The following is a 26371-nucleotide window of genomic DNA, read 5'->3' on the forward strand; positions in this document are numbered from 1 at the left end:
AAAGCATGCACCGCTGCATGCTTTGTCCGCATTATGCCTCGCGCAGGAACGGGTTGAACGGTTCGGGCGCTTCCGCTTGACGCGGTTCCCGGCAGGCGGAAGCAATCCGGGCCTGCCCGCGGAACGTCGTATGGCGATTGGATGTTACGACATAATGAACTTCACAATCACCATGCCGAAGAAGACGACGAACATAAACCCGAACATGGCGTTGAACCCGAACAACACGTCTGAAAAATCATTTCTCGGCTCTTCGTTGACATGTTCGCGAGGATCCATCGTATTGGCTTCCATTGGCGCGTCCTCCCATCTGTCCGTCAAGTTGCAATGATTCGGATCACAACATAGACAGGTAGTAAAACCCATTTTTACGCCTCTAGTATATCTAACGGCGGCGGAACTGTAAAGTCCGGGCCTTCTTATCGTGTGACAAATTCCTAACAAAATGCACTGCCCTCCGATTTCACATAAAAGTCTGACTTGTGGTATACTTTACTTGTTGACTCAGCTATTCTGTTTTTCACGATAAAGGAGGTTCTCTAACATGGCTATCGTAAATGTGTCCGACCAGACGTTCAAGACCGAGGTAGAAGGTCAGCAGGGCGTCGTTTTGGTCGATTTTTGGGCGCCTTGGTGCGGCCCTTGCAAGAGATTGGCTCCGATTCTCGAAGAATTGGACGGAGAAGTGAGCGGTCAAGCCACGATCGCGAAGGTGAACGTGGATGAGAATCCGGAATCCGCTTCCCGCTTCGGCGTGATGAGCATTCCGACGATCATCGTGTTCAAGGACGGCCAGCCAGTGGACAAAGTGGTCGGCCTGAACTCCAAGGATGCGCTCAAAGGCTTGATTGGCAAGCATCAATAAGCATCCGTACGGACGAACATACGATAGAAGAAAAGCCTTCCTGATTCAGGGGGGCTTCTTTGCGTTGGGCAGGAGCGCGTCGTCCTGTTTTTTGATAAAATAGAGAAGTCATGCACCTTGCGCAGCGGCACGAGCCCGTGTGCAGGGGCAGCGGAGGAACAATGATGGTAAGGAGGGAGCTCGCGTGAGCGACTCGGACAAGAACCGCCCGAACTGGCGCGCAGAGCGGTGGAAGGCACGCTGGAATGAACGCTATGCCCCGGAACAGGAAGAAGAGCTGGATGCCGAAGCGTTGGCCGAACGCGCCCAGGCGCTGGAGCAGATTCACCATAAGCTCGCCTTGTTGCCCGATGCGCCAGGCTGCTATTTGATGAAAAACAGAGAGGGCACGATTATTTACGTCGGCAAGGCGAAGGTGCTTAAGAACCGTGTCCGCTCTTATTTCTCGGGCAGCCATGACGGCAAAACCCAACGACTCGTAGCGGAAATCCGCGATTTCGAATATATCGTCACCGGCAGCAATATGGAAGCCCTCATCTTGGAATGCAATCTTATTAAGAAGCATCACCCGCGTTACAACGTACTGCTGAAGGATGACAAGACATTTCCTTATATCAAAATAACGAATGAACGCCACCCGCGGCTTGAGGTGACGCGCCGGGTGCTGAAGGATAAGGCGAAATATTTCGGCCCTTATCCGAACGGCTTCGCCGCCCAGCAGACGAAGAAGCTGCTCGATCGCCTCTACCCGCTGCGCAAATGCTCCACCCTGCCGGACCGGGTCTGCTTGTACTATCACATCGGCCAATGCTTGGCGCCGTGCGAGTACGAGGTGACCGAGTCCGAATATGAAAACATGGTGCAGGAGATCACCAAGTTTCTCAGCGGGGGGCATGAAGAAATTAAACGCGAGCTGCAGCGGAAGATGGAGGAGGCGGCCGAGGAGCTGCAATTCGAACGGGCCAAGGAATACCGCGATCAACTGATGGCGATCGCGGCGATTATGGAGAAGCAGAACATCAATACATCCGATCAGGCCGATCGGGATGTGTTCGGGTTCGCGGTGGACAAAGGCTGGATGTGCGTACAGATTCTTTATATCCGTCAAGGAAAAATGATCGAGCGCCATACGACTCAATTTCCGTTCTACGGAGAGCCTTATGCCGACTTCATGTCCTTCGTGACGCAATATTACAGCGAGAATCCGGCGGTGCCGAAGGAGATTCTGCTTCCGGATCCGGACGGGATGGCTGCCCTGGCGGCAGACGCGGCCGCCGAAGCCGCTCCGGCAGCGGTGAAGGCCGGGCAAGAGCCGGACGGAGATGCCGATGACTCCTCCCGCAGTGCGGATGCGGGCCAAGCGGAGGACTCGGCAGAAGGAGAAGACGGGGAAAACAGGGCCAATCCGCAGGGGCTGGAGACTGTTCCGCATGCCGAAGAGAGCTTGGCGACGACAGAAGCGCTCCAGCAATGGCTGAAGGTGAAGGTCATACTGCCGAAGCGGGGGTTGAAGAAGCAGATGATCTCGATGGCGATGGAAAATGCGCGCGTCGCCCTGGACGAGAAGTTCAAGCTGGTCGAGCGGAACGAGGAGCGGACGCAGCGCGCTGCCCAACGGCTGGGGGATGCGCTCGGGATCGGGCCCCTTCGGCGGATCGAAGCCTTCGACAACTCCAATATCCAGGGGGCCGACCCGGTCTCCGCGATGGTCGTCTTCACCGACGGCAAGCCGGACAAGAAGGAATACCGGAAATACAAAGTGCGCACCGTCGTCGGACCGGATGATTACGAGACGATGCGCGAAGTCATCCGCCGCCGTTATGAACGGGTGCTGAAGGAGCAGCTCGACATGCCGGATCTCATTATCGTGGACGGCGGCCGCGGTCAGATGTCGGCGGCACTGGACGTGCTTGAGAATGAGCTTGGCCTCGACATCCCGGTATGCGGTCTTGTCAAGGACAACAAGCATAAGACGGCGCAGCTGATGGCCGGATTCCCGCCCGCCATCGTGCCGCTTGCGCGGGACAGCCAGGAGTTCTACCTGCTGCAGCGCATCCAGGAGGAGGTTCACCGCTTCGCGATCTCGTTCCACCGCGAACGGCGGGCCAAGTCGATGGTTACTTCGGCTCTCGATTCCATTCCGGGCATTGGCGAGAAGCGGCGGAAGCGGCTGCTCAAGCACTTCGGTTCCTTGAAGAAAATACGGGAAGCTTCGGTCGAGGATTTCCGGGAAATCGGGATCGGCGAGAAGCTGGCGAACACGATATTGGCCTCGCTCCGGCAAGAGAAGGAACTGAACGAAGCGGAGCCGGATACCCCGGACATGGAGGCTGCTGATGTGGGCAATGATGAATAAAATGAAACAAGCGAAGCTTTGCAGGCCGTTCCTGCAAAGCTTCTTTATTTATCGGGATGCTTCTGGTTCCAACGAACTTGCTTCCGCTTGGCTGTAGAACCGGGGCGGCTCGCCCCTTCTGGCGGGGGGGCGCAGCTCCTTATAAGCAATCTCCCCTCCGCTCAGAATCGAAGTTCTGCATACGATGATACCGGTTTGGGCAGTGCCGTTCGAACCTCATGGATATGACCAAGACAGCATGGGCTTTCACGTTTATAGACCGGTCTTCCGGGGAATGTTATGATGTTGGTCAAGGAATAAGCATTGAACCGGAAAAGGGGGTGTTGACGTGTCTTTCGACCGCGAGACGATTAGAACGAAGCTGCAAGCGCAGATCCAAGCGAACGGGCATATTATAGGCGTGGCGGCCGGCGCGGGCATCACCGCGAAATATGCGGTGAAGGGCGGAGCGGATTTCATTTTGGCCCTAAATTCAGGCCGGTTCCGGCAGATGGGATTGAGCTCGCTGGGAGGGCTGCTTCCCTTTTCGAACAGCAACGATCTCGTGATGGAATTCGGGTCAAGGGAAATTATCCCTATCGTCAGAGAGGTTCCTGTTATCTTCGGGCTTTGCGCGACGGATCCGACCATTGCGTTGGAGCCATATGTCGAATTGATCCGGGAGCAGGGTTTTTCTGGTATAAATAACTATCCGACCGTCGGATTAATGGGCGGTCTTTTTGGTGAGGCTTTGAAGGAAGAGGGGACTTGCTTCGACGCTGAAATCGAGGCGATCCGGACATCGCATCGGAAAGGCTTGTTCACGATCGCGTTCGTGTTCGAAGAAGATCAGGCGCGGCGTATGGCCGCTGCCGGAGCGGATATCGTGTGCGCGCATTTGGGCTTTACGAAGGGCGGCGTTCTCGGCGCGAAAAAAGTATTGTCGCTCAAAGCGGCGGCGGAGCTGGCAAGAGAGATTTTTAACGCCTGCGACGAGGTCAACCCCGGCGTCATGAAAATGGTCTACGGCGGACCGGTCAACACGCCTTCCGACGTGGAGTATATGTACGACAATACGGGAGCCGTAGGCTATTTGGGCGGCTCCTCCTTCGAGAGAATTCCTTCCGAAGCGGCGATTACGCAGACGGCCAGCGAGTTCAAGGAGGCGGGGCTGACCGAGCAGGACAAGCTCCTTCGCCATATGCTGGAGGGCGTGGCCAAGCATTATGATTATGTGCAGTTCGTGAAGGAGTATGTGGCCGCGAATTACATGAATGAGATTTCGTTTGCCGAACTCGCTATGGTAGCTCATATTTCGCGCACGCATTTAAGCTATTTGTTCAAAAAAGAAGTGGGGTGCACGTTCCCCGAATACTTGACGAGATTCCGAATCAACAAGGCCATGGAGTTCATGAAGCAGGACCATATCGAGCTGTCCGAGGTGTCGGCGCTCGCCGGATATAATGACTACGCCCATTTCAGCAAAACATTCAAGAAACTGACAGGGCTGTCCCCGCGAGAATATCGACGTCAGTACAAAAACACATAAACGCCGTACAAATTCACATGAATTGCCCCTTTGAAAGCTCTATACTTGAATTGTAAGCAGTTCAGCAATTCTTGAAATACTTCCACTTCACCGAGGAGGTTATGCCATTGAAAACAGTCGCGATAGTCGGAACATTTGATTCCAAAGGAACCGAGTTTTCTTTTGTCAGAGATATGCTTCAAGGTCTTGGGCTGAATACGCTTACGATTCATAGCGGGGTGTTCGAGCCTATGTTCGTCCCGGATGTCTCGAATGAGGAAGTGGCCAGGGAAGCTGGAGCGGATATTCGTGAAATCGCCTCCAAACGGGACCGATCGTTAGCAACGGAAGTACTCGCGAAGGGCATGGAGAAGCTGATTCCGAGACTGTACGCGGAAGGGAAATTCGATGGAATCATCTCCTTCGGCGGCAGCGGCGGCACATCGATCGTCACGCCCGGAATGAGAGCGCTCCCAATTGGCGTGCCGAAGATGATGGTGTCGACCGTCGCTTCCGGGAATGTCTCGCAATATGTCGGGACGAGCGATATTATGATGTATCCATCTATCGTCGACGTGTCGGGCCTGAACTCGATTTCGACCAAAATATTTACGAACGCGGCCCTGGCGATAGCCGGTATGCTGAAGTTCGAGGTGGAGCATGCCGTGGAGAAAAAACCGCTCATCGCCGCGACGATGTTCGGGCTGACAACGCCTTGCGTCAATCAAGCCCGCGAGTATCTGGAGGAACAAGGCTATGAAGTCGTCGTGTTCCATGCCACCGGCGCAGGCGGCAAGACGATGGAACGGTTGATCGAGTCTGAATTCTTCGATGGCGTGCTGGATATCACGACCACGGAATGGTGCGACGAGCTGGTCGGCGGCGTGCTCAATGCGGGACCGAACCGGCTTGAGGCGGCCGTCCGGGCGCGCGTGCCCCAAGTGGTATCGACCGGGGCATTGGACATGGTTAACTTCGGCCCGTTCGAGACGGTGCCGGAGAAGTTCGCGAATCGCAAGTTCTACAAGCATAATCCGACCGTCACGTTGATGAGAACGACCGTTGAGGAAAATAAAGAGCTGGGCAAGATTATCGCCGGGAAGTTGAATGAGGCTTCCGCCCCGACCGCGCTTATGCTGCCATTGAAGGGCGTATCCGGTCTGGATGTCGAAGGGCAGCCATTCTACGGGCCGGAAGAGGATCGAGCCTTGTTCGATACGCTGAGACAGGAGATTGACCGCCATGCCGTCGAGCTCATCGAACTGGATGCGGACATCAATGACAAGAGCTTCGCGCTGGCCGCGGCCCGCAAGCTGGTCGAACTGATGCGGAAGCACACACAAGAGGAGGATGCAAAATGAAACAAACTCGGCAGGAAATCATCAGCCAACTGAAAGCCCAAGTCGCCAAAGGCGACATGATCTTGGGCGCCGGAGCGGGAACGGGGATCTCCGCCAAGAGCGGCGAAGCGGGCGGCGTCGATTTGATAATCATTTACAACTCGGGAAGATATAGAATGGCCGGCCGGGGCTCGCTGGCGGGATTAATGCCTTACGGCGACGCCAACCAGATCGTCGTTGATATGGGGGCGGAAGTATTGCCGGTCGTGAAGCGCGCTCCGGTGCTGGCGGGCGTATGCGGCACCGATCCGTTCCGCATCATGGATGTGTTCCTGAAGCAGTTGAAGGAGCAAGGCTTCGCGGGCGTGCAGAATTTCCCGACCGTCGGCCTGATCGACGGCGTCTTCCGGGCGAATCTGGAAGAGACGGGCATGGGCTATGATCTCGAAGTGGACATGATTCGCAAAGCCCATGAGCTGGATATGCTCACGACGCCGTATGTGTTCGATGAGGAGCAGGCGATCAAGATGGCCAAGGCGGGCGCGGATATTTTGGTCGCGCATATGGGCTTGACGACCAAAGGGACGATCGGCGCGAAGACCGCGCTCTCCCTTGACGATTGCGCCAAAAAAATCCAGGCTATCGCCGACGCCGGCCGTTCGGTCAATCCGGATATTTTGGTCATCTGTCACGGCGGTCCGATTGCGGAGCCGGAGGATGCCCGCTATATTTTCGAGCATACGACCGGCATCGACGGATTTTTCGGCGCTTCGAGCATCGAGCGGTTCGCCGCCGAGGTTGGCATCCGCCAGCAAGCCGAAGCGTTCAAAAATGTAAAATTGAAATCGTAAATGCTGTTTTAAAAATAAGACGTGTACGGTTGAACCGCTTCAAGGCAGTTTCAAGCCGCACACGTCTTTTTTATTGCAGCCTTGCGCTATAACGATGGAGATGGCGCACGCCGTACACGATCAACGCCGGCAGGGCCAGATAGAATAGGCCGAGCCCGAGGCCGGCTGCCGTTCCCTCCAGCAGGTAAGAGATGCTCATCAGCACGTTGTCGAGCATGAGGTGGGCGAACATGGCGGTCCAGAAGCCATGGCGCAGCATGATCGCGAGGAACAGGAAGCCGATAATGAGCAGCTCCACCGGCCGTGAATAGTACGGGTAAATCGGATATGTCACATGGCCGAAAGCCCACACCAAGGTCGGGATAACGCCGGCTGCCCACGGGTTGCGAAGCCAGCGGTTCAGCAGGCCGGTTCCGAACCAGCGGAATACGCCCTCCTCTGAGATCGCCGCCATCCAGGCGAGAAGCGGATAGAGGGCCGGCACGGTCAGATTGAGCGGCGACAGGGAGGCATCGGTAGCCGACCAGGCGCCGAAGCCGGTCTCCAGCGTCAGGAAGATGACGCTCTGTACGCCGAGCAGCAAGCCCGCATACAGCGTCCCGAGACGGAAGGAGCCGGACAAGACGGCGCCAAATGACCGATCGCGCCAAGTGGGCAGCAGATCGGCCCGCCCCTCCTGTCTCCACAAATAAGAGCCCGACACAAGCGAAAAATAGAGGAACAGCCCCTGGGTGACCATAATGGCCCCTTGCAGCACGAGCGCGGCGGTAAGGTTCAGCTGCATGCGGGGCACTCCGAACTGTAAGACGATCACCCCGGGCATCATATTCCACATATGGAGGAGAGAGATGGCGCACGACAGGATGGACAACACGATCAGCGTGCCCGAGCCGAAGCGGATTCGCCGCCGGTAATAGATGCAGGCCCACAGGGCGAGCATGCTGAGCGCGATGGACATCCAGCGGTAGCCGAAGCGGTAGACGGAACCGGCTGTCTCGGTCTGAGCCTGGTCAAGTGCCTGATAGCCGGACGGAACGATCCAGACGGGATGCAGCGCCACGACGCGATCCGCGCGCATGCGGACAACCAGTTCGAGCCGGGCTGCGCCGATCTCGCCCTGCTTGACGGTATATCGCAGTTCATCCGGCCGGGAGGGATCCATGCTCTGGAGCACCAGCTTGGATGCGTCCCAGCCAAGCGCGTTCAGCTCGCGGGCCGCGATCGGCCGCGCCTTCTCTGCGGCGAGCGCGGGCGCCTCCGATTGCGGGCTCCCCGGTATGGCGGCCAATTCATAGCCGACCACGCTGCCGCTTGTCATATGTATGTCAACCTTCAAAATGTCGTTCCCGTTCGGTGTCGTGGCTTCGAGCAGGACTTGATAAACGTCTATCGGGGCCTGTCCGTCCCACGGAGCATAGCTGTAGGCCAGCCTTTCCCGGTTGATATAGCCCGAAGCGAGCCTGTCGTTCTTGTAGACGACCGTCGGCTCCTGTTCCGGCAGCATGATCCGGCTTCTCCACGGCTCGCCCCTCGCAAATTCAAGCGCCCGTTCGGCAGCCTGGCGCTTCGTCAGAAGCGCTCGCTCCTGCTCTGGCCCGGTCCGGTTCGCTTCCTGAAGCGAGGGAATAACAATCTGCAGGAGCACAAACACTATAAATCCAATGATCGAAGCCAGCAATAGGCGTTTCGTTACATGATGGGACACAGGCATAGCGCTACCTCCGTTAACAATTCCGTTGCTTTTCATTATTGTATCCACTCTCTTGGCGGAAAGTCCAGGCATGCAAATTATGGAAGAAACCAGCTACGCGCTGAAATCGTAAGCGTGAAAGACGCAGTGGGAGATTGGGATAGGTTGTAAGCGCTATTTGAAGTCTTTTTCCTGTATTTTTTGTTCATTTTGTGGCTGCATGGACTTTGTGCCCCTGTGATGAAACGTATATAATCTCGTTATGAATTGAATACGGCCGAATTTCGTGAATACGAAAGCGGGGGACCCGATCATTGGGGTGAATTTTGCACGATCCGCGTCATGGATCGAACGCAAATAGGGCGGCCTGAACGCGCCCGAATCCGTCAGCTAACCTCGTAGGCATTGAACGTCAGGATACCAGCGTTAGCATTGGATCTCCAGTGCTTTTTTTCGTGCTGAAAATGAGGTGAACTCGATGAAATCCATTAAAAAAGCATCCCGGTGGCAGCTCACCCCGCCGCGAATTCTGGTGATGGGGTTCGGGACGATTATTCTGATCGGGGCGCTGTTGCTGATGCTTCCGATAGCCAATGCGGACGGCCACCCTCTTCCCTTCATCGATGCGCTGTTCACAGCCACGTCGGCCACTTGCGTGACGGGGCTTGTCGTGGTGGACACGGGTACGCACTTCACCTTGTTCGGGCAAATCGTCATTATTACGCTGATCCAGGTCGGCGGACTCGGCTTCATGACGATGGCGACGCTGTTCGCTCTTGCCTTCCGCAAGCGTATTTCGTTGAAGGAACGGCTCATTTTGCAGGAAGCGCTGAATCAAGGCAGCATGGAGGGCATCGTTCGCCTGATTCGCAAGGTGCTGCTGTACGCGTTCACCATCGAAGGGGCGGCGGCGGTTCTGTTCACGCTGCGCTGGGCCTTTGACCTGCCGTTCGGCAAGGCGTTTTACTTCGGCATTTTTCACGCGATCTCGCTGTTCAATAACGCCGGGTTCGATCTGTTCGGCTCCGTATCGGGACCGTTCACCAGCCTGACCCTGTATGTGGGCGACCCGCTCGTCAATAATGTCGCGATGCTGCTGATCGTGCTGGGCGGACTCGGCTTCATCGTCCTGTCCGATGTGACGGAGTACCGGCGCACCCGCAGGCTGGCGCTGCATTCCAAGGTCGTGCTGACGATGACGGGCTTGCTCATCACATTGGGCGCCATCGTCATTCTCGTCTTCGAATTCACGAACCCGGCGACACTGGGCAGTCTGAACGGCTGGCAGAAGATGTGGGCGGCCCTCTTCCAATCGGTCAGCCCGCGTACTGCCGGAGCGAACACGATCGATATCGGAGCGATGCGCCAGGCGACGCAGTTCTTCCTCGTCGTGCTGATGTTCATCGGGGCGTCTCCCGGCTCGACGGGGGGCGGAATCAAGACAACGACGTTCGCCATTCTGATCGGCGCCGTCATCACGATGATTCGGGGGAAGGAGGACATCGTCATCTTCCGTCATCGGCTGGGCAAAGACCGCATCTTTAAGGCGGTCACGATCACGTTGATGGCCTTGTTCATGGTGATCGGGGTAACGATGGTATTGTCCACGACAGAGGATCATCCCTTTTTGATGATCTTGTTCGAGACGACCTCGGCCTTTGGCACCGTCGGTTTGACTGCGGGGTTAACGACCGATTTGACCGTGGTCGGCAAATTATTGATTTGTCTGATGATGTTCGCGGGGCGGCTCGGGCCGATTACGCTGGCCTATGCCTTAGGTCCGAAAAGCGAACGTGAGCTATACAAGCACCCGGAAGGCAAAATTACGATTGGGTAATGTCATTCCGGGGTTACCTATAGAAGAAGAGTAATGGGCGAAGGAGCAATACGAACATGGAGTTACAGCAATTTGCAGTCGTGGGGATGGGCAGATTCGGGTCGAGTCTGGCGCAGGAGCTGGTCGAGCTTGGCCATCAGGTGCTGGGGATCGACAAGGATGAAGAGGTTGTGTCGGAGATGAACAATGTCTTGACGCACGCCGTCGTTGCCGATGCGTCGGATGAGGATGTGCTTCGTTCGCTCGGGATCCGTAATTTCGATTGCGCGATTGTCGCGATCGGGAATGATCTGCAGACGAGCATTCTCGTCAGCATCCAAATGAAGGAGCTTGGCGTCAAAAAAGTGGTGGCCAAAGCCGTCTCTGAGCTGCACGGGCGCGTGCTGGAACGAATCGGCGTCGACCGGGTCATCTACCCGGAACGGGATATGGGGATCCGGGTCGCCCACCAGCTGGTGTCGCCGAACCTTCTGGATTATATCGAGCTGTCCAAGGATTACACGATTGCGGAGCTGAGTGTTCCCGGCAGCTTGAGCGGCAAGACGCTCAAGGATGTCAATCCGAGAGCCCGGTACGGCTGCAGCATCGTGGCGCTGCATAAGCCGAACGGCGTCATTATTGCTCCATCGGCCGAGGATGTCCTCCAGGACGAGGACGTCATGGTCGTCATCGGGACGAATGCCCAGATTGATCAATTCGAGGATCAGATCGGGAAGCGCAAGTAGATACGGCAAGCCCTCCGTGCCATTCCGGCGGAGGGCTTTGTTGTGTGCATGACGGGATTAGAACAGAATTTTGGTCATAATCAATAAGAGCAGGAAGTAGCCGCTAAGGCCGGCCAACACATAGACGAAGCGGTTGTTCCGGGACACTTGGGCCTGCTCCAGCGATTCATAGATGGTCATCATGACCGAGACGAGCCAGGCCAGGCCTGCGATGGAGAGCGCCAAGGAATAGAATGACAGCAGCGTGATGATTCCGGCGACCGCGTAGATAGGCCCGTAAGGCATCTGCATCGCGGCTAACTGCACGAAGAAGGTCTTGGCGTCAAGCTCCCGCCCGCCTTTCCAGCGGTTCACGAAGTAGAGCGAGCCGAAGAGGGCGGCCAAGGCGACGAGATGGAGGAACATGAGCTGCAGGAAATACGAAAACGGCAGGACCGTGCTGCCAAGCCCGAACGGCAGGGAGCCGAAAATAACCCTAACAAATTGGTTGAGGAACAGATAGCCGAAGAGCGCAAATCCGACCGCAGATACGGCAGCCCCGATCACGCCGTACCAATAATCGGATCCCGTCGTCATAAAGCTTGCGGCCTGCGGCTCCTTCATGAGACGGATGACGCGCGCCATATCGATTTTCGGCGCGGACGTCTTCGGCGAGCCGTAACCCGGAGCGGGCGGCTGCACAGGCTCCTGCATATGGCGGGCAGAGAGCGATTGTTCCGCCGCGGCGGCAGTCTCCCGCCGATCCGGCGAGGATGCCGGGCCTTCCTCTGGCGGCCGCCCGTCATGAACCCGGCACGTATGTACTTCGTGCTCCCGCAGCGGTTCGCCGCATCGATTGCATACTTTCATCTTATCTACCTCCTAGATTTCCCCCATCATGCATGAACATATCGGGTCTCGTTTCTCTCTATTTGCAACAAAATTAGATTCGACACATCCTTTTCTATTCCTGCTTCGATTGCACATTCCATCCGGAGGCGGCCCGGGCCGTTTCTTCAATGAACCGCCTTGCGGTCAGACTGAGGGCGGCCTGCTTCGCATAGACAAGCGACGTGATCCGCTCCGTCTGCACCAGCTCTTTCAGATGAATGGCGACGAGCCCGTTGTCGTCCAGCCATTCGGAGCGCAAGTATGATTGGGGGAGCAGCGCCGCCGCATGGCAGGGGGACAACAGGCGGACGATCGCTTCGAAGGAGTCGATCTCCATCCGGATGTCGGGCACGATGTGGTGGCGCCGGAACAGATCGTCGATCAGCTTGCGGTACCAGGTGCCTTTGGAGAACAGCAGCATCGGAAGCTCGTTCAGCCAGGTGATCGAGCCTGGATTGCCGGAGGCCAAGGCATGCTCCCGCGGCACGACCAGTTCCAAATGGTCGGAGAACAGGGGGAGGCAGACGAGGCTCGGATCTCGGATCGCGTCGGCGACCAATCCGACATCGACCTTTTGATCGCGGATGAAGGAGATGATCTCGTGCGTCTTGCCGGTTACGGTTTTCAATTGGGCTTCCGGATATTTTTCTACAAATAAAGAAACAAACAACGGCAGCGTCGTCTGCAGCGTCGTCAGGCTCGCCCCGATCGTCACGGAGGCATGGCCTTCGATTTTGTAATCCGCGATCGACTTCAAGAAATCAAGCTGACGGTTGCGAATGTCCAGCGCGAACTCATACGTAATCTGACCGACCCGGGTCAGCTCCAGCCGCTTGCCGTTCCGGATGAACAGATCGACGCCGAGCTCGCTCTCCAGCTTCGCGATCTGGCGCGAGAGGGCGGGCTGGGACAGATTGAGACGCTTGGACGCCTGATTCAAGGTGGACAATTCAACGACGGTAGCGAACGATTCCAGCAAATCGAGCATCGGACTTCCTCCTTAACGTCACGGAATAAACAGATAGGATTCCAGATAAATGAATTTGATATGCATAAAAGTTATTAAAATTATAAATACATTGCAATACCATTATAAGAGAAAAAGAGGTAACATGAGAAGTGTCACAACTTAGTCACAAGTATGGAGAGCGGTTACAACGGCATCACCCAAGAGATTCAGTCGCATGACATAATGTGGATCGCCTCTGATTTCGCAAAAATGACAAAATGTTGACGCTTTCGACAGGCACGGGTAAAATGAGGGTTGTTTCAATTACCAAAATCTACTGGTACGTACATGGAAAGGGGAAACGGCACGCTTATGAAACGAGGTTATTTTTACTTGCGGAAGTTGCATTCGCTTCTCGGGATTATCCCGCTCGGCTTCTTTCTTGTGGAGCATATGCTGACCAACTTCTCGGCATTTGACGGCGGGAAGGAAGCGTTTCAGAGCAGCGTCAAGATGTTGAATGATCTGCCGCTCATATTCTTTCTCGAGCTGTTCGGCATCTGGCTTCCGCTTCTGTATCACGGAGTGTATGGTCTCTATATCGCCTATACGGCGAAGAACAACGTAGGGAACTTCAACTACGGGCGGAACGTGGCATTTTTATGGCAGCGGATTACGGGAGTCATCACGTTTATTTTCGTCACCTGGCATGTGTTCGAGACGCGCTTCCAGATTACGCTCGGCAATGTAACCCATGAAGAGCTCGGCACCCATATGAACGGTATCGTGTCTCAGCCGCTCATGTTCGCCGTCTATATCATCGGGGTCATCGCCGCGTCGTACCATTTCACGAACGGCCTGTGGGCTTTCCTCGTCAGCTGGGGCATCACGATCGGCCCGCGCGCGCAGCAGGTGTCGGCCAAGATTTGCATGGGCTTGTTCGTGATTATGTCCGTCTTGTTCGTATTATCGCTGATCGGCTTCCGCAGCGAAGAGTTCCAGGCGGCTTCCGTTATGATGGATACAGTGAAATCGGTTATTGGTTAAGGGGGAGGACGCATAATGGCTAAACAGAAAATCATCGTCGTCGGCGGCGGTCTCGCCGGTCTGATGGCTGTCGTAAAAGCAGCGGAGGCAGGCGTGCACGTGGACCTGTTCTCTCTGGTTCCCGTCAAGCGGTCCCACTCCGTATGCGCCCAGGGCGGAATCAACGGGGCGGTCAACACGAAGGGGGAAGGCGACTCGCCATGGGAGCATTTTGACGATACGGTATACGGCGGGGACTTCCTCGCGAACCAGCCTCCGGTCAAGGCAATGTGCGAAGCGGCGCCGGGCATCATTCATTTGATGGACCGGATGGGGGTTATGTTCAGCCGCACGCCGGAAGGCCTGCTTGATTTCCGCCGCTTCGGCGGCACGCAGTATCACCGGACGGCATTCGCCGGAGCTACCACCGGCCAGCAGCTCCTGTATGCGCTTGACGAGCAGGTGCGACGTTGGGAGACCGCCGGCCTCGTCACCAAATATGAGCATTGGGAATTCCTGTCGGCCGTTATCGACGAAGATCAAGTATGCCGCGGCATCACGGCGCAGGATCTCCGCTCCATGGAGATCAAGTCGTTTGCGGCCGATGCGGTCATCCTTGCGACGGGCGGTCCCGGCATTATTTTCGGCAAGACGACGAACTCGGTCATCAATACCGGAACGGCAGCCAGCGCTGTCTATCAGCAGGGCGTCCGCTATGCGAACGGGGAATTCATTCAGATTCACCCGACCGCCATTCCGGGAGACGACAAGCTGCGGCTCATGTCCGAGTCGGCGCGCGGCGAAGGCGGACGGATCTGGACCTACAAGGACGGCAAGCCATGGTACTTCCTCGAAGAGAAGTATCCGGCCTACGGGAACCTCGTGCCGCGCGACATCGCGACTCGGGAAATTTTCCATGTCTGCGTCGATCTGAAGCTCGGCATCAACGGCGAGAACATGGTCTACCTCGATCTGTCGCACAAGGATCCGAAGGAGCTTGACGTCAAGCTCGGCGGCATTATCGAGATTTACGAGAAGTTCATGGGCGACGACCCGCGCAAAATTCCGATGAAAATCTTCCCGGCTGTCCACTATTCGATGGGCGGCATGTGGGTCGATTACAATCAGATGACGAATATTAAGGGCCTGTTCGCCGCAGGGGAATGCGAATACCAGTATCACGGGGCGAACCGTCTCGGCGCCAATTCCCTCCTGTCGGCCATTTTCGGCGGCATGGTCGCGGGGCCGAAGGCCGTGGAATATATCCGCGGACTGGATAAGTCCGTCGAGGATGTCTCCTCCAGCCTATTCGACCGCGAAGTCAAGCTGAGAGCGGATCGTTACGATAATCTGCTCAAGATGGACGGCAGCGAGAATGCCTATGTTCTCCATAAAGAGCTGGGCGAATGGATGACGAACAATATGACGGTCGTCCGCTACAATTCGAAGCTGGAAGACACCATCGTGAAGATTAAAGAGCTGAAGCAGCGTTATGGGAACATCAATATGTCGGATACGGCACGCTGGAACAACCAGGCCGCCAGCTTCACGCGCCAACTGTGGAACATGCTTGAGCTGGCCGAAGCGATGACGAAGAGCGCCTTGCTTCGCAATGAAAGCCGCGGCGCCCATTACAAGCCGGACTTCCCTGAGCGGAACGACCAGGATTTCCTCAAGACGACGATTGCCGCCTGGACGCCGGAAGGACCGGAGATCAGCTACGAAGAGGTAGACGTATCGCTTATTCAACCGCGGAAGCGCGATTATACGACGGATAAAAAAAGTAAAAAGAAAGGAGAATAACGATGGCGGAAGCAGTGGCATCATCCAAGAAGATCAAGTTCATTGTGACGCGTCAGGATTCGCCTGATGCGGCTCCTTATACCGAAGAGTTCGAAATTCCGTATCGCCCGAATATGAACGTCATCAGCGCCCTGATGGAGATTCAGCGGAATCCCGTCAACGCATCGGGCAAAGCGACGGCTCCGGTCTGCTGGGAGTCGAACTGCCTGGAAGAAGTATGCGGCGCCTGCTCGATGGTCATCAACGGCAAGCCGCGCCAAGCCTGCTCGGCCCTGATCGACAAGCTGGAGCAGCCGATTCGCATCGCTCCAATGAAGACGTTCCCGGTCGTGCGCGACCTGGTCATCAATCGGGAGCGGATGTTCCATGCGCTGAAGCGCGTCAAGGCCTGGATTCCGATTGACGGCACATATGATCTGGGGCCGGGACCCCGCATGGCGGAGACGAAGCGGCAGTGGGCGTATGAACTGTCGAAGTGCATGACTTGCGGCGTCTGTCTCGAAGCTTGCCCGAACGTGAATGACAAGACAAGCTTCATCGGACCGGCGCCGATATCGCAAGTCCGTCTGTTCAATGCGCATCCGACGGGCGAGATGAACAAGGATGAGCGCCTGGAGGCCCTCCTGGACGATGGCGGCATTGAAGGCTGCGGCAACTCGCAGAACTGCGTCCGCTCCTGTCCGAAGGAGATTCCATTGACGACCTCCATCGCGGAAATGAATAAAGACACGACCAAACTGATGTTCAAGCGCTGGTTCAAAATGTAACCAGAGCAGCGGCAGGCCATAGGGCGTCCCGGGAGCGGGGCGCTCTTTTTGATCATGGCCTCGGTATGCGGGACGTGATAGGGGGCCAACGCGAAATGCGGACTGTGATAGGCGGCCAACGCGAAATGCGGGTCGTGATAGGGGGCCAATGCGAAATGCGGACTGTGATCTTTTGTTAAGGCGAAATGCGGCTCTTGCTATGCTGTCAACGCGATATGTGGACCGTGATATGCTCTCATCCGCTCTGTAACTCGACTCGCTGGCGGATGCCGGTATTAAAGGCTAAAGGCGCGAACGATGAATCCTGCAAATCTGCAGGATTGTTCTCGTTTGGAAGCTGTTTTGGATGAAATTGATGCAAATCTACATCTTTTCCCCCCTCGCATTTCAAATCCAAGCCTATAAGCACAAAATTGATGCCTTTTTGCAGGAATCTCTTTTTCAAAATAGAGCTTCACCGGGAAAACTGCATTATTGCAGGATTGGCCCGGCAATTGCAGTATTAGCGCGGCAATTGCAGGGATGCGCGGAGCAATATGCTTCCGGCCGCAGCAATAATTTTGACGAATCGGTGAATTTTATATTTCCGAAGGCAGCAATTTCCTTTATAGTAATGGTAAATATATGCATCACCTCTACATCACCTTGAGTCTGGAACAGACAGGATACAGGAGGGATCTTCATTGCGTAAATCCTATGCGAACTGCGAAAGCGGCGCTACGGCGTGCTTCCGGATGTTCTTCCCGCACATTAAGGAAGCGGTCGATCAGTGGGATCCTATCGGCCTGCTGGCATTGGGCGCGCCATCTGACGAGTACGACAGCTTGTCCCTGCATATTACGCTGATGTATGCAAAGCGTCCGGAGCCGGACGGTATGGCTGTGCAATTGGAGCGATACATGGAGGAGCAATTCGGCCTCGGCCCGGCAGCTATGCCGCCAGAGCGGGGGGAAGCGTGGACGCGAAGCATTCGGACGTTTTGTCACCACTTACTTGAGGATGAATGGCTGTACGAGCGGTATGAGGATTGGCGGCTTCACCGCGGGACCTGTCATACGACCGAGGTATGCTGACGGCTGCGGGCCAACTGCTCGGAAGAAGAAGGAAGCACCCTGCCCTCCCGGCCGAATCCGAGTACCGGCATCGGGAAGGGCAGGGCTTGCATACCGCTGCCGCGGCTGTCCGGTCAGCGGAATAGCCTTTTGATGATATCCAGCCTCCGGGCGGCACCCGGATAGCGGAAGGAGAAATCAAAGGCGGTCGTCTGATAGAGGACGCTCTTCCGATGGCTGAACGTATGGAAGCTGTGAACGCCGTGATAGCTGCCGATTCCGCTCTCGCCGACCCCGCCGAACGGGAGATACGGCGTAGCCAGGTGCATAAGCGTATCATTGATGCAGCCGCCGCCGAAGGACAATCGCTGGACGACGCGCTGCTGCAAGCCCCGATCGGCCGTGAACAGATAGAGCGCGAGCGGCTTCGGCCGATCGAGGATCGCTTGCTCGGCTTCCTCGTAAGCATCGTACGTGAGAATCGGCAGGATCGGGCCGAATATTTCCTCCTGCATGACCGGCGATGACCAGTCCGCTTCCGTTAGGACGGTCGGGGCCATGCGGAGCCTCTTCCGGTCGGATTCGCCGCCGAAGGCGATGCGGCCGTTGTCCAGGAAGCCGCGGAGCCGCTCCCAGTGCCGCTCGCTGACGATGGAGGCGTACTCTTCGCTGTCGAGCGGCCGCGGCCCGAAGAATTGGCGGACCGCCTGTTCCAGCTCGCGGATGAGCTCATCGCGGCGGGTGTGATGGACGTATACATAGTCCGGCGCGACGCAGGTCTGCCCGGCATTCGTCCATTTGCCGAAGGCGATCCGCCTGGCCGCGAGCTTCATATCGGCGTCATGATGGACGATGCAGGGGCTCTTGCCGCCCAACTCCAGCGTGACCGGAATCAGGCGGGAGGCCGCCGCCTCCATGACCAGCTTGCCGACCGGGACGCTGCCCGTGAAGAAAATATAATCGAACGGCCATGCCAACAGCTCGCGGGCTGTCTCGGCGTCCCCCTGCACGACGGTGACATGGCCCGGATCGAACGTCTCCCGAACGAGCCGTTCCAGCACCGCGCCGGTGTGCGGCGTCAGTTCCGACGGCTTCAGCACCGCGGTGTTGCCAGCGGCCACAGCGCCGATAAGCGGGGCGAGGGCCAACTGGAACGGATAATTCCAGGGCGCGATGATGAGCGCGCTGCCGTACGGCTCGGGCACGATCATGCCCCGGCTTCCCAGATGGGTGAGGGCCGTCTTGGCGCGGCGCGGCTTCGCCCAGCGGCTGACACGACGCGCAGCAAGCCGCGCTTCCTCCAGCACGATGCCGATCTCGGTCATGTACGCTTCGGACGCGCTTTTCCCCAAGTCCTGCCGAAGCGCGGCGGTGATGTCCTGTTCCATCCCGCGCACGCGGTCGGCGAGGCGGGTTAGAGCTGCGCGCCGCTCCTTCACGTCACGGGTGCGCCCTTCGCGGTAATACGTTTTTTGCAGTTCCAACAGAGCCGGATCTGTCATGGATGACGCCTCCTCTTCCCAATCGCAATGCTTCATGACCTCATTACATCATATTTTATTGCGGTTTGCATTGAACTTCTTGCTGATTCATAATAAAAGTATCTAATTCAATGATATTCCGAGTTTTTTCTGTGCGATTACGTCACGACTATGGAACGCGGGAGAGGAATGTCATCTCACATCTTCGCTGCCCGATCCGAACCAAGTGCGCCAGCCAAGCCGCCGCCGATTCGCTTGTTCTGTCTTCCGGCATGGGCGCTGCTTACTTTGACAAGAGAAAGGCTATCATAACTCGGATTGCCCGCGCATAACACAGAACAAGACACCGACATTCATAGTCTAGAGAGGAGACAATAACATTATGCAATCCATCGCTATCATTTCAGATATACATGGGAATTTGCAGGCATTGGAAGCGGTGCTGCAGGATGTGGAGCGCCAAGGCGCCGACCGGATCTACTGTCTTGGCGATGTCGTCGGGAAGGGCCCGAATCCGGCAGAGGCTGTCGATCTCATATGGGAGCATTGCGATGTGATCGTGCGCGGCAATTGGGATGAACTTGTCCTGCGGATGGAAGAGGACATTCAATTCCGCTGGCATGCCGAACGGCTGGGCGAGAAGCGCCGGAGCATGCTGGCCGCGATGCCGTTCTCTCACGACTTCATCATGAGCGGCCGGCATATCCGTCTCGTCCATGCGTCTCCGCAGAGCGTCTATCATCGGGTACAGCCGTGGGATGCGGAGGAGAGAAGACTCGGCATGTTCGAATTCACCTCCTCCCTCAACGAGCCTCTTCATCCGTGCCAATCGCCGGATGTTGTCATATACGGGGATATTCATAATGCTTATTTGCAGCATCTTCATGGGCGTACGCTGGTCAACTGCGGCAGCGTGGGCAATCCGCTCGACATTACCCAGGCGTCCTATATTATGCTGCAAGGGAGCTTGGGCCAGGTGACGACAAGCGAATTTTCGATTCATTTTCACCGGGTGCCCTATGATATCGAACAGGCCGTCAGGGCTGCCCAGGAGGCGGATATCCCAGGCCTCCAGCCGTATGTGCGGGAGCTGCGCACCGGCGTGTACCGGGGGCTTCAGAGCGGAGAAGCATAGACTCGGAAGCGCGGCATGTTGTGTAGCGGTGGATACTATGTTCCGAATCGGAGAATTTTCAAAATTAACGCAAGTGTCCATTCGAATGCTGCGATATTATGATGAAGTCGGCCTGTTGAAGCCGGCCCGGGTTGACAAGCTTACAGGCTATCGGCTTTATTCCATCGACCAAATACAAGTCATACAGCAAATTATCCTTTTGCGGGACATGGAATTCAATGTTGCTGAAATCGCTTACGCCCTTGTCAACTGGGACGATTCCTTCATTATCGGCAGATTGGAGAATAAAAAGAAAGAAATACAAGGCCTTATACCCCAAGCATCGACGGGGTGTCAACCCCGCATGTGCCGGACTGGTGCGGCCACTGGCCGCAAAGCCTGGAGGAATCGGCCTCGTTCGATGGGGCCGATGAATTTCGCTGGAGCGGGAGTGAGGAGTGAGAGGACTCCATATCGGCCGTCCAAAACTACGAAAAGCGGTTCAAACATCAAATTTTCATCATTTGTTACACAACGGTAATATTTCTGTTAACGGAGGTTAATGTTGAGAGGGTATATTGATAACAAGACCCCCTTTTGATGAATATATATCCCTTGAGTCGGACCTGAATGTTCAGGTCCTCTTTTTTTGCCTTCTGGCTGACAGGCGCGGCCGGAAATCATCAAAAAGCCGCTCTATGCGAGCGGCACTTCATGTCTCTTCTTCTGCTTGTAGTAGACCCAGGACGTGAAGCCGAGCTCGAGGAGCCGCTTGCGAACTTGCTCCCATTCGTCGCCGACGCGGGATGGGATGTGGGCATCGGAGCCGAACGTGACATCGACGCCGTAGTAAAGGGCCCGCTCCAGAATATCATCGGACGGATACCAGCCGCCGCTCAGCTTCGTCTTGCCGGACGTATTGATTTCGATCGCCACGCCGCAATCGGCGATGACGGACAGCGTCTCATCGATTGCCTCGGCGGCAACGATATCCGAGAATTCCGGATAGTTGCCTTTCATCGCGTCGATGTGGCCGAGAATCTGGAACATGCCGGTGCGGGCCGAATCGCGGATGAGTTCATAATACGTAATCTTCTGGGCGACGCGCTCTTCCTCGGACAGCTTCTTCCACCGGTTTTTGTTGAAAATGCTGATCCCGTTCGTATAATGAACGGATCCGATAATATAATCGAACGGATACCGGTCGAGCATCTGCCGGTAGGTCTCCGCATGCGGAGGGAAATAGTCGGACTCGATGCCGAGCAGCACGTCGATGCGTCCTTCATATTCCCGCTTCAGCTCCAGCACTTCGTTCACGTAATTCTCGAAGTCGCTCTTGGCCATCGCGATATTGGGAAAAGCCTGATCTTCCTCTCTGCCGAAGTACGGAGTATGATCGGAAATGCCGATCACATCCAGCCCGTTCGCGATCCCCGCTTCGATATAATCGCGGATGTTTCCGTCCGCATGCCCGCAGCGGAAATGATGTGTATGCAAGTCGAATTTCATCTTCTCTTCCTCCTATTCTGACCCGATGAATTGTGTTTCCGGCATGCCTTTCAGGTCATTCAGGAACTGCTGCATCGCGGAATTCAAATATCGGCCCGTACGGTACATGACGCCGACCGGGTGGGCGATCTCCAACTCATGGATATGTACAATCTGAAGCGTTCCCCGCTTCAACTCGTTGCTTACGGACAGCTTCGAGATGATGGCCGCCCCAAGATTCAGCTCCACCATCCGCTTCACTTCCTCGCTGCTGTTCAATTCCATGACAATATGAGGCTGAATGCCGTGACGGCGGAACGTCTCATCCGCGAACCGGCGGCCGAGCGTGTCGGTGGACAGCATAATGAGAGGGATATCCCGCAGCAGATCCATCGTGCCGTGCTTATGCCTCGCGAGCGGATGGTTCGGATTGACCACCAGTTCGAACGTATCATAGTAGAGAACGGATGAGACAAGATTCGGATTCTGCTCATTCAAATACCCGATTCCGATATCCACGGTGCCGTTTTCGATTTGGCTCATGATTTGGGTGGAGGACATGGACAAGATGGTAGTCTTGATGAGCGGGAACTGATCCTGGAAATAGGAAAGCACCCGCGGGAGAATTTGAATGGCAATCGATGTCGTCGTTCCGAGCACGATATGTCCCTGCGGAATCTGCTGCAAATCGTTCAGCTTCTGCTTCAAATCATCGACGATTTGGAGTATGCGTTCGGCATGTTCAAGAAACAATCGGCCGCTGTCGGTCAACGTGACCGGCTGATTCCGATCAATGAGAATGGTTTTGAACTCATCTTCCAAGCTTTTGATTTGCGCGGATACGGCAGGCTGAGTCAGGTTCAGCAATTCGCCGGCTTTGCGGAAACTCATAGTCTTGGAAATCGTGATGAGCGTTTCCAATTGGCTCAAATTCATTGAAGCTCTCCTTTCCCGTGCAATGAGATGAATCATAATTGCCGTAATTATAAAAATATTTATCAATAATAACAGAGCAATAAATTTGTTTTGTCATTTAGATTATAGAGGAAGCGGCGGGCGGGAGCAATGTTTGCTCCTGTTTCCATGCTGGCGCAAGAAGGTATGTCCGAATTTTTCCCCATAACGCGCAATATGATTCCACCGGGAAATTTTGGCCGGAGAACGATCCGGCTTAGCGACCTCCTTGTTGAACCGGCTGTGACGGCAGGATCCAAAAAAGCCCGTTCCAGTCAACGGAACGGGCTGCTGCGGTCCAGGCTCAATGCAAGGCTGCGGCAGGCTGCAAGGTGATTTCGAACGCCCGCCCCCAAATGAAATCCGGGTTGTCGCAGTCCAGCGATACATGGGCATAGGCTGCCAGCGACCAGGATGAGCCGCGAATTTGACGTATATTATGCGCAGCCCCCGGGCAGCCCATCAAAAATGCGCGTTTGCCGGCAAGGGTGGCGGTATGCGTCTGCATGCGCGTGCGGAGCATCGCCAGAAGGAAGGCGTAATCGGCCGCCGTGTTGAAAAGGAGCATGTTTTGGTCGGCCATCGCCCCGATGTTGGAATACATGCATCGGTCTCTCGAATACGTGCGAATTTCGCCGATTGCGATTGCTTTATAATAATAGTCTTTCAAGAAACGCTTGAACAACAGCGAACCATGCGCATGAACGGCCCGGTCCAGGGCAGCCGGACGTCGCTCTGTAACGAGGAAGGCATATCGCGCTTGCCCCATGCCCAGCGCAATCCCGATCTTATTTCCCGCCGTGTTCCATGCGCTGTATCCGAGCAGGCATCCCGTATGCCGGCTGTCCAGCAGCGCTTCGGTCACCGCCGCGCTGGCCGGGCCTCGCCCGACGAAATCAATGGCGACCGTCGGAACGCGTTTCAACGCATTCGCCTCCATCCGGCTTACGGCAGCCGATACCTGCTCCGGCGCGGTAATGGCAATGATCTCGATGTCAGGGGAACAAGGGACAAGCTGGCCGCCGATGATATCGACGTGGCGGCGGATATTGTCATCCACATTCATATACTCGTAGGGGTTCGTGATGGTGGATCCGTCGGGCCCGTAATAGCGCACCGCGTAGCGCGGCTTGACCCCGCCGCGGTGCAATTGGTTCGCCATGCGGGCCATCAGCGCATGTCCCAACCCGTCCGCATCCGGAAGAATAATGGCGCGGTCGGGATTTTGGCCGCCGGCTCCGCTGCCGAGCCAGGCGTTGATGCGCCCTTCGGCGAACCGGATCTCGTTGAGCTGGACGCCCTGCGTATAAGCATCGTCAACGCCAATCGCCAGGAAGTCGATATAACCCGGACGGGCAAGCCGCTCCAGCACATAATAGTTCGTTTTGAATTTATGCCGCCGCGCGTTGTAGTACTGTTCCTTGTCGAAATGGACGGTGCTTCCGTAAGACCCGTCAGGGGACAAGTCATACCCTTCCAAAATATCGTCAAACTCGGCAAAGCTTCTCCGGGGCTGCTGCATGAGGCTCCGCGACTCCGTATACGCCTCGTAGGTCAGGCCATCCACGAACGTCGTCGTCGCCAAGCGCATAATCGTGTCGAGAACATAGACCGGCTTGCTCGGATACGATTGCTTTACGAGGCGAATCGCGTCCAGCAGCTTCGCCGCCGCGGGATCGTAATCGGGGTATATGCCGCCCCCATTCGCCCTTAACCGCCGGCTGCCGATTAATCCTCCATAGACCAGCATGTCCGTGGAGATAATGAATCCGTCAACCGCCCCGGCGTGACGGAGAATAAAGCGGCGAATGTTGTCCGGATGGCCGACGGCCGGGGAAGACGTGCTTTCCAGGATGCCGCCCGCCGCTGTTTTTTCCGAATCCAGCCGGTTCCGAATATCGCTCAGGCTAGGGGTGATGACGTTGAGACCCGCCGAACGCCCCTGCATAACGACATCATCCAGATTTACGGGCCGGTCGTCGAGCGGCACATACAGAACGTTTTTCATCCTTGATCAACTCCCTGTCATTGATAGGCTGGGCCCAATTCCATTTCCTTGGCTTATATGTGCTCATGCCTTCATCTATATAGGCAATGCGGGAGCAGGGAATACAACCCGCCGGGCAAAAAAAGGTGAGGCCGCCTGCCGGCTCAAACGCCGGTTCATTGCGAAAACTTAATATTTGAAACCGTTGACCCGCCAGCCTGCGATGCCTCACAATAAATGAAGACGCTCTCATCGGAGCGGAATAGGGAGAAGATAAGTTGAAACTAGGGGGACACGCAATGCGCACGAAAGAAGTTCGCAGCTGGATGATGTACGATTGGGCGAATTCCGCTTTTGCGACCACGATGCTGGCGGCGGTGCTGCCGATTTTTTATCAGTCCGTCGCCGCCTCGAATCTGCCCGGACATCAGGCGACCAGCTATTGGGCCTTCACGCAGACGGCAGGCATGATTCTCGTCGCGGTGCTCTCGCCGATACTGGGGGCGATGGCCGATCTGTCGCAGCGGAAGATGGCGTTCCTCCGCGTATTTGCCTGGATGGGAGCCTTGGCCTGCATGTTGATGGTGTTCGCGGGTGAAGGCGACTGGCTGTATGTATCGGTGCTGTTCGTCTTCGCTACGCTCGGTTTTTCCGGGGGCAATACATTCTATGACTCGCTCCTTCCGGATATCGCTCCGCCCGAAGCGCGGGACGAGATCTCCGCCAAAGGCTATATGTACGGTTATATCGGCGGCGGAGCCCTGCTGGCCGTCAATATCGCGATGCTGGAAATGTGGGAGACGTTCGGCTTCGCCAGCAAGGTCGCGGCGACCCAGGCGGTGTTCCTCACGGTGGGCGTATGGTGGCTTCTGTTCTCGCTGCCGCTGTTCCGCACGCTGCGTGACCCGGCCCGAACCGAACGGCGCTCGGCAATCTACTACACGAAGCACGGGTTTGGCCGTATTTTCTATACCTTGAAGCGGGTGAAGCATTATCCGGAGCTGTTGAAATATATTTTGTCCTTCTGGTTCTTCAATGACGGGATCTCGACGATCATCGCCATGTCGGCCATCTACGGCGCCGAGATCGGCATCGAGACGAGCCATCTTATTATTGCCCTGCTCATTACGCAATTCGTGGGCATTCCGTTCACGTTCCTGTTCGCGAAGTTCGCCCGACGTCTCGGCTCGAAGCGTTCGCTCTATATTTCGCTGAGCACGTATATCGTGATTGTGTTCCTTGGCTACTTTATGACGTCGGCGCTTCATTTTTATATTTTGGCCTTCCTCGTCGGCATGGTTCAAGGGGGAAGCCAGGCCGTGGCCCGCTCCGTCTTCAGCCAGATGGTGCCGCGCAGCCGGGCATCCGAGTTCTTCGGCTTCTTGAGCCTGTCCAGCAAAGTATCGGCCTCCATCGGTCCGGACGTATTCGGGATGGTCGGCCTGCTGACCGGCTCCACCCGCTTGGCGATCCTGTCGATTCTCGCGTTCTTCGTCATCGGCATTCTGCTCCTTGTCTTCGTCGATATCGAGAAGGGACGCAGAGAGGCGGAACAGGAAGAGAGCCTGTTCACGGGCGGCCCCGTCAATTCGGCCGGTCTCCCGGCGAATTGAGCCGGATCGGGCCGGGTGGCCATAGCGGGAAGGCAATATACTTGCGAGGAAAAAAGAGAAGGGCGTCATGCCGCGATGGCGGCAGACGCCCTTGGC

Annotated in this window: 23 protein-coding genes and 1 riboswitch; of the genes, 15 read left to right on the forward strand and 8 right to left on the reverse strand. The window is 56.2% G+C overall.

Translation table 11 applies throughout. The annotated features are described in order from the left end of the window. Positions 1 to 144: 144 nt before the first annotated feature. A complete protein-coding gene (locus OCY70_RS02215) occupies positions 145 to 294 on the reverse strand; it encodes a YqzM family protein (protein ID WP_087440790.1) in 150 nt (49 codons plus the stop codon). 250 nt (positions 295 to 544) lie between these two features. Between OCY70_RS02215 and trxA the strand changes: the two genes are divergently transcribed. The 5 genes from trxA to OCY70_RS02240 all read left to right on the forward strand — a co-directional run bounded on the left by trxA (position 545) and on the right by OCY70_RS02240 (position 6919). After that, positions 545 to 865, forward strand: coding sequence for a thioredoxin (gene trxA / locus OCY70_RS02220; RefSeq protein WP_168180886.1), 321 nt, complete (start codon positions 545 to 547; stop codon positions 863 to 865). Between the two features lie 184 nt (positions 866 to 1049). Beyond that, a complete protein-coding gene (uvrC, locus tag OCY70_RS02225; protein WP_213426127.1) occupies positions 1050 to 3221 on the forward strand; it encodes an excinuclease ABC subunit UvrC in 2172 nt (723 codons plus the stop codon). Between the two features lie 328 nt (positions 3222 to 3549). Further along, on the forward strand, positions 3550 to 4749 hold the full coding sequence (locus tag OCY70_RS02230; RefSeq protein ID WP_213426128.1) for a phosphoenolpyruvate hydrolase family protein: 1200 nt from the start codon (positions 3550 to 3552) through the stop codon (positions 4747 to 4749). A 107-nt stretch (positions 4750 to 4856) separates the two neighbouring features. After that, positions 4857 to 6089 carry a Tm-1-like ATP-binding domain-containing protein gene (locus OCY70_RS02235; RefSeq protein WP_213426129.1) on the forward strand — a complete coding sequence of 411 codons (1233 nt, stop codon included), beginning with the start codon at positions 4857 to 4859 and terminating at the stop codon, positions 6087 to 6089. Then, on the forward strand, positions 6086 to 6919 hold the full coding sequence (locus tag OCY70_RS02240; protein ID WP_213426130.1) for a phosphoenolpyruvate hydrolase family protein: 834 nt from the start codon (positions 6086 to 6088) through the stop codon (positions 6917 to 6919). Before OCY70_RS02235 ends, OCY70_RS02240 begins: the two co-directional genes overlap by 4 nt. Before the next feature lie 70 nt (positions 6920 to 6989). Here OCY70_RS02240 and OCY70_RS02245 read toward each other — a convergent pair whose 3' ends face one another. Next, complete coding sequence (locus OCY70_RS02245; protein WP_213426131.1) at positions 6990 to 8630, reverse strand: CPBP family intramembrane glutamic endopeptidase; 1641 nt, start codon at positions 8628 to 8630, stop codon at positions 6990 to 6992. A 244-nt stretch (positions 8631 to 8874) separates the two neighbouring features. Further along, positions 8875 to 9029: riboswitch (cyclic di-AMP (ydaO/yuaA leader) on the forward strand. 58 nt (positions 9030 to 9087) lie between these two features. Between OCY70_RS02245 and OCY70_RS02250 the strand changes: the two genes are divergently transcribed. Both OCY70_RS02250 and OCY70_RS02255 read left to right on the forward strand, forming a co-directional pair. Then, positions 9088 to 10446, forward strand: coding sequence for a TrkH family potassium uptake protein (locus tag OCY70_RS02250; protein ID WP_213426132.1), 1359 nt, complete (start codon positions 9088 to 9090; stop codon positions 10444 to 10446). Positions 10447 to 10502: 56 nt separating this feature from the next. Next, positions 10503 to 11171: a potassium channel family protein gene (locus OCY70_RS02255; RefSeq protein ID WP_213426133.1), complete on the forward strand. Its 669-nt coding sequence runs from the start codon at positions 10503 to 10505 to the stop codon at positions 11169 to 11171. A 57-nt stretch (positions 11172 to 11228) separates the two neighbouring features. Here the strand turns inward: OCY70_RS02255 and OCY70_RS02260 are convergent, their stop codons facing one another. Together OCY70_RS02260 and OCY70_RS02265 are read right to left on the reverse strand one after the other, a co-directional pair. Then, the gene (locus OCY70_RS02260; RefSeq protein ID WP_213426134.1) at positions 11229 to 12020 is read right to left on the reverse strand and encodes a hypothetical protein; all 792 of its coding nucleotides are present in this window, start codon (positions 12018 to 12020) and stop codon (positions 11229 to 11231) included. Positions 12021 to 12114: 94 nt separating this feature from the next. Then, the gene (locus OCY70_RS02265) at positions 12115 to 13029 is read right to left on the reverse strand and encodes a LysR family transcriptional regulator (RefSeq protein ID WP_213426135.1); all 915 of its coding nucleotides are present in this window, start codon (positions 13027 to 13029) and stop codon (positions 12115 to 12117) included. 333 nt (positions 13030 to 13362) lie between these two features. Between OCY70_RS02265 and OCY70_RS02270 the strand changes: the two genes are divergently transcribed. The 5 genes from OCY70_RS02270 to OCY70_RS02290 all read left to right on the forward strand — a co-directional run bounded on the left by OCY70_RS02270 (position 13363) and on the right by OCY70_RS02290 (position 17659). Further along, complete coding sequence (locus tag OCY70_RS02270; protein WP_213426136.1) at positions 13363 to 14037, forward strand: succinate dehydrogenase cytochrome b558 subunit; 675 nt, start codon at positions 13363 to 13365, stop codon at positions 14035 to 14037. Between the two features lie 15 nt (positions 14038 to 14052). Further along, a complete protein-coding gene (gene sdhA / locus OCY70_RS02275; RefSeq protein WP_213426137.1) occupies positions 14053 to 15819 on the forward strand; it encodes a succinate dehydrogenase flavoprotein subunit in 1767 nt (588 codons plus the stop codon). A gap of 2 nt (positions 15820 to 15821) precedes the next feature. Beyond that, entirely contained in the window at positions 15822 to 16586 is a 765-nt protein-coding gene (sdhB, locus tag OCY70_RS02280) for a succinate dehydrogenase iron-sulfur subunit (protein WP_213426138.1), read from the forward strand. Positions 16587 to 16932: 346 nt separating this feature from the next. Next, on the forward strand, positions 16933 to 17235 hold the full coding sequence (locus OCY70_RS02285) for a hypothetical protein (RefSeq protein WP_213426139.1): 303 nt from the start codon (positions 16933 to 16935) through the stop codon (positions 17233 to 17235). A gap of 34 nt (positions 17236 to 17269) precedes the next feature. Then, positions 17270 to 17659 carry a hypothetical protein gene (locus OCY70_RS02290; protein WP_213426140.1) on the forward strand — a complete coding sequence of 130 codons (390 nt, stop codon included), beginning with the start codon at positions 17270 to 17272 and terminating at the stop codon, positions 17657 to 17659. Between the two features lie 113 nt (positions 17660 to 17772). Here the strand turns inward: OCY70_RS02290 and OCY70_RS02295 are convergent, their stop codons facing one another. Further along, positions 17773 to 19140 carry an aldehyde dehydrogenase gene (locus OCY70_RS02295; protein ID WP_213426141.1) on the reverse strand — a complete coding sequence of 456 codons (1368 nt, stop codon included), beginning with the start codon at positions 19138 to 19140 and terminating at the stop codon, positions 17773 to 17775. A 361-nt stretch (positions 19141 to 19501) separates the two neighbouring features. Between OCY70_RS02295 and OCY70_RS02300 the strand changes: the two genes are divergently transcribed. Continuing rightward, the gene (locus tag OCY70_RS02300; RefSeq protein WP_213426142.1) at positions 19502 to 20254 is read left to right on the forward strand and encodes a metallophosphoesterase family protein; all 753 of its coding nucleotides are present in this window, start codon (positions 19502 to 19504) and stop codon (positions 20252 to 20254) included. Between the two features lie 37 nt (positions 20255 to 20291). Then, on the forward strand, positions 20292 to 20774 hold the full coding sequence (locus OCY70_RS02305) for a MerR family transcriptional regulator (protein ID WP_261944559.1): 483 nt from the start codon (positions 20292 to 20294) through the stop codon (positions 20772 to 20774). 155 nt (positions 20775 to 20929) lie between these two features. On the opposite strand, the gene OCY70_RS02310 is transcribed toward OCY70_RS02305, so the two are convergent. From OCY70_RS02310 to OCY70_RS02320, 3 genes are all read right to left on the reverse strand, one after another. Then, positions 20930 to 21742, reverse strand: coding sequence for a histidinol-phosphatase (locus OCY70_RS02310; RefSeq protein ID WP_213426143.1), 813 nt, complete (start codon positions 21740 to 21742; stop codon positions 20930 to 20932). 12 nt (positions 21743 to 21754) lie between these two features. Further along, positions 21755 to 22657 (reverse strand): LysR family transcriptional regulator, encoded by a 903-nt coding sequence (locus OCY70_RS02315; RefSeq protein ID WP_213426144.1) that lies wholly within the window; start codon positions 22655 to 22657, stop codon positions 21755 to 21757. Positions 22658 to 22979: 322 nt separating this feature from the next. Further along, entirely contained in the window at positions 22980 to 24683 is a 1704-nt protein-coding gene (locus OCY70_RS02320) for a DUF4127 family protein (RefSeq protein WP_213426145.1), read from the reverse strand. 278 nt (positions 24684 to 24961) lie between these two features. Here OCY70_RS02320 and OCY70_RS02325 point away from each other — a divergent pair, with 278 nt between their 5' ends. Next, positions 24962 to 26275 carry an MFS transporter gene (locus tag OCY70_RS02325; protein WP_261944560.1) on the forward strand — a complete coding sequence of 438 codons (1314 nt, stop codon included), beginning with the start codon at positions 24962 to 24964 and terminating at the stop codon, positions 26273 to 26275. Positions 26276 to 26371: the final 96 nt, after the last annotated feature.

It is taken from the genome of Paenibacillus melissococcoides (assembly GCA_944800085.1).
GTDB lineage: Bacteria > Bacillota > Bacilli > Paenibacillales > Paenibacillaceae > Paenibacillus_B > Paenibacillus_B melissococcoides.

What these genes read in the sequence shown, in the direction of transcription:
- OCY70_RS02215 (WP_087440790.1), bottom strand. Translation starts at nt 294, where the DNA reads ATGGAAGCCAATACGATGGATCCTCGCGAACATGTCAACGAAGAGCCG.
- trxA (WP_168180886.1), top strand. Translation starts at nt 545, where the DNA reads ATGGCTATCGTAAATGTGTCCGACCAGACGTTCAAGACCGAGGTAGAA.
- OCY70_RS02240 (WP_213426130.1), top strand. Translation starts at nt 6,086, where the DNA reads ATGAAACAAACTCGGCAGGAAATCATCAGCCAACTGAAAGCCCAAGTC.
- OCY70_RS02245 (WP_213426131.1), bottom strand. Translation starts at nt 8,630, where the DNA reads ATGCCTGTGTCCCATCATGTAACGAAACGCCTATTGCTGGCTTCGATC.
- OCY70_RS02250 (WP_213426132.1), top strand. Translation starts at nt 9,088, where the DNA reads ATGAAATCCATTAAAAAAGCATCCCGGTGGCAGCTCACCCCGCCGCGA.
- OCY70_RS02255 (WP_213426133.1), top strand. Translation starts at nt 10,503, where the DNA reads ATGGAGTTACAGCAATTTGCAGTCGTGGGGATGGGCAGATTCGGGTCG.
- OCY70_RS02260 (WP_213426134.1), bottom strand. Translation starts at nt 12,020, where the DNA reads ATGAAAGTATGCAATCGATGCGGCGAACCGCTGCGGGAGCACGAAGTA.
- OCY70_RS02265 (WP_213426135.1), bottom strand. Translation starts at nt 13,029, where the DNA reads ATGCTCGATTTGCTGGAATCGTTCGCTACCGTCGTTGAATTGTCCACC.
- OCY70_RS02270 (WP_213426136.1), top strand. Translation starts at nt 13,363, where the DNA reads ATGAAACGAGGTTATTTTTACTTGCGGAAGTTGCATTCGCTTCTCGGG.
- sdhA (WP_213426137.1), top strand. Translation starts at nt 14,053, where the DNA reads ATGGCTAAACAGAAAATCATCGTCGTCGGCGGCGGTCTCGCCGGTCTG.
- sdhB (WP_213426138.1), top strand. Translation starts at nt 15,822, where the DNA reads ATGGCGGAAGCAGTGGCATCATCCAAGAAGATCAAGTTCATTGTGACG.
- OCY70_RS02285 (WP_213426139.1), top strand. Translation starts at nt 16,933, where the DNA reads ATGAAATTGATGCAAATCTACATCTTTTCCCCCCTCGCATTTCAAATC.
- OCY70_RS02295 (WP_213426141.1), bottom strand. Translation starts at nt 19,140, where the DNA reads ATGACAGATCCGGCTCTGTTGGAACTGCAAAAAACGTATTACCGCGAA.
- OCY70_RS02300 (WP_213426142.1), top strand. Translation starts at nt 19,502, where the DNA reads ATGCAATCCATCGCTATCATTTCAGATATACATGGGAATTTGCAGGCA.
- OCY70_RS02305 (WP_261944559.1), top strand. Translation starts at nt 20,292, where the DNA reads ATGTTCCGAATCGGAGAATTTTCAAAATTAACGCAAGTGTCCATTCGA.
- OCY70_RS02310 (WP_213426143.1), bottom strand. Translation starts at nt 21,742, where the DNA reads ATGAAATTCGACTTGCATACACATCATTTCCGCTGCGGGCATGCGGAC.
- OCY70_RS02315 (WP_213426144.1), bottom strand. Translation starts at nt 22,657, where the DNA reads ATGAATTTGAGCCAATTGGAAACGCTCATCACGATTTCCAAGACTATG.
- OCY70_RS02320 (WP_213426145.1), bottom strand. Translation starts at nt 24,683, where the DNA reads ATGAAAAACGTTCTGTATGTGCCGCTCGACGACCGGCCCGTAAATCTG.
- OCY70_RS02325 (WP_261944560.1), top strand. Translation starts at nt 24,962, where the DNA reads ATGCGCACGAAAGAAGTTCGCAGCTGGATGATGTACGATTGGGCGAAT.